Below are 2,778 nucleotides of genomic sequence, written 5' to 3' on the forward strand. Positions count from 1 at the left end.
GCTGGTGATGTTTATCTGCAACCACTGCCCCTATGTCAAGGCCATCCAGACGCGCCTGGCCAAGGATGCCCGCATTCTGCGCGACGACTACGGCCTCAACAGCATCGCCATTATGTCGAATGACCCGACCGAGTACGCCGAAGATTCGTTCGACAATATGAAACGCATTGCCGAGACGTTCGATTTTCCGTTCCCGTATGTCATAGACGAAACGCAGGAAGTGGCCAAAGCCTACGGCGCGGTCTGCACACCGGACTTCTTCGGTTACAACGCCGACTTAGGGCTGCAATATCGGGGTCGTCTGGATGCATCACGCAAAGAAACCGCGCCGAAAGACGTTAAGCGCGACCTGTTGGACGCGATGATTCAAGTCGCCGAAACCGGACAAGGTCCCGCCGAACAAATTCCCAGCATGGGCTGCTCAATCAAGTGGAAAGACGCGCACTGACCGAAACATCCAACGGCATTAAACCACATCAAAACGCGGCTGAGTATTAACAAGGATTTACCAGGCCTGGTTACAATCGGGAAAGTCCGCCTTCCAATTGCAGCAAGCGTTTTTTCAAGGCCAGCCCCCATCGAAACCCCGTCAGGGAGCCGTCCGCACCCACAACGCGATGACAGGGAATCATCAGCGGAATCGGGTTCTGTCCGATGGCACCGCCCACGGCGCGCACCGCTTTCGGCTGGCCGATGGCAAGGGCGATGTCTTTATAACTGCGCACCTCGCCATACGGAATCGCCAACAACGCCTGCCAAACCCGCTGCTGAAAATCCGTGCCCTGCGGATTCAGCCGCACATCAAATTCCGTCAGCCGCCCTGCCGCATAAGCTTCTAATTGTATCGCAGCCCGCATCAGGCAGGCTTCGTTTTCCATTCCGCCATCCACTGGATCGGATACTGGAGCCTCCAACTCCAATTGCAGAAATGCCAGTTGTCGAAGTCCACGGTGATCACCCACCAATCGCATTTGACCCAAAGCAGTCGCAACATCAAGACCGTTCATACCCCCCCTTTCAAACTAACCACACTCACTCTCTCCGCCCAACAAACACGAACAAACACGAACAAACTCGAGCATTCGAGTCAATCACCTGCACAAAACATAAGAAACCAATTTAATTATTGAACATTCAATCAACAATTGATAAATTATATCGCACGAATACTTTGATATTTAACTGGAGACGGTCGTGAAATGGATTCAAAAATGGCTCATTCACTATACACGCCCACTGCATGAACAAATACACCACCTAAAACAGCAAATTGAAACCCATCGTATTTGCGAGTCTGAATTACGGCATCGACTCTCAAACATGATGGACAATGCCGCCACATTAGATCAAATCGAATACATAATCATCCAAAACCAGCCCGACACTGCTGAACAGACAATCACCCAGTCACTTCAAGAGCGTCTGGAAAGCTTAATACAAAACGCCCAGGCCTGCGAGAGCGAACGGCTAAAACAAGGCGCTACCTTGCAACAATATCAAATGGATACTATCGATTTAAACCAACGCCTGGTCAATCAAACGCATGCTGTGGACAGCTTACAAAGGCGCTATCAGGCTCTCGAAGCCTCTTACCTTAATTTAAAACGCGACCAAAAGGCATTCATAGATCAGATACGCGAGGCACTGATGGTAATGCATCACACCTTAGAACCAAACACCTCTCAAAAAGAGTCATTGCAAAATAGGGTTCGCCAAGCACTTGAACTGGGTTCCGGTCAGAAAACACGTTTGGCAAAAGGCGAAGAAGCCATGTCTCAAAACAAGACAACCATATACAACATAGTCGATGCCAGTGACCAAATCACGGAAATTGTCGGCTTGATAGACACCATTGCCTTCCAAACCAACTTATTGGCTCTAAATGCCTCGGTCGAAGCGGCGCACGCTGGAGAACAAGGGCGCGGTTTTGCCGTTGTCGCCAGCGAAGTCCGTAAACTATCACACAAATCGACAGAGGCCGCACAACGTATACGAACATTAATCAATAAATCCTCCAAAAGCGCATCACAAGGTTTAAGAGACATCCAAACACTGTCCGACAGTCTAGAAGAAATTAAAGAACAAGCGGGGCGTATGCGCCAAACGGTTACGGCCATTCATCAACTGGCACAAACCGATTCAGACAGAACTCTGAAATTTAAACAAGCTTTAACAGACTTAATGCAACAACTGGATACGACTGTATCCGATCACACCAATTTACGCAGTCATTAAAAATATTCGATTTTTAACGTAATTTTAATTTGCCATTTAAAACAACTTCTGATAAATTATTGAACATTCATTCAACAAGGAATTTGGACATGACCGCTATCCTCGTTCGACTTCAAGCCGTTTTTAACCAATGTTTACAACACTGCGATTTCATCGCAACACTTCCCTTACGCATTTATCTAGCCGCCGTTTTTTGGGTGGCTGGCACCAACAAAATCGCCGGGTTCGAAGGCACAGTGCAGTGGTTTGGCAACCCGGACTGGGGTCTTGGGTTGCCATTTCCTGAACTTATGGCCGGGCTGGCAGTCAGCGCTGAAGTCGGGGGCGCCCTATTACTGCTATTAGGGTTGGCTACACGCTGGGCAACGATTCCGCTCATTGTGACCATGCTGGTGGCGGCTTTCTCGGTTCACTGGCAAAACGGTTGGCAGGCTATTCACGACCCTATGTCGCCTTGGCCGAGCGAGCACCTAAACGGTGCCATGGAACGGCTGGAAGCTGCCCGCAACTTGCTTCAAGAGCACGGTCACTATGACTGGCTAA

4 protein-coding genes are annotated in these 2,778 nt (G+C 49.4%); 3 read left to right on the forward strand and 1 reads right to left on the reverse strand.

The genetic code is table 11. The features are described from left to right. The first annotated feature begins 1 nt into the window (after window position 1). Window positions 2–448, forward strand: a complete 447-nt coding sequence (locus tag ACP5D0_RS10410; protein ID WP_472365734.1) for a thioredoxin family protein — start codon at window positions 2–4, stop codon at window positions 446–448. Between the two features lie 70 nt (window positions 449–518). On the opposite strand, the gene ACP5D0_RS10415 is transcribed toward ACP5D0_RS10410, so the two are convergent. Then, window positions 519–1,007: a methylated-DNA--[protein]-cysteine S-methyltransferase gene (locus ACP5D0_RS10415; protein ID WP_472365736.1), complete on the reverse strand. Its 489-nt coding sequence runs from the start codon at window positions 1,005–1,007 to the stop codon at window positions 519–521. A gap of 187 nt (window positions 1,008–1,194) precedes the next feature. Between ACP5D0_RS10415 and ACP5D0_RS10420 the strand changes: the two genes are divergently transcribed. After that, window positions 1,195–2,235: a methyl-accepting chemotaxis protein gene (locus ACP5D0_RS10420; protein WP_472365737.1), complete on the forward strand. Its 1,041-nt coding sequence runs from the start codon at window positions 1,195–1,197 to the stop codon at window positions 2,233–2,235. Window positions 2,236–2,324: 89 nt separating this feature from the next. Further along, window positions 2,325–2,778, forward strand: a 454-nt coding sequence (locus ACP5D0_RS10425) for an HvfX family Cu-binding RiPP maturation protein (RefSeq protein WP_472365739.1), incomplete at its 3' end; no start/stop codon positions are given.

This window comes from Hydrogenovibrio sp., from assembly GCF_049975065.1.
GTDB lineage: Bacteria > Pseudomonadota > Gammaproteobacteria > Thiomicrospirales > Thiomicrospiraceae > Hydrogenovibrio.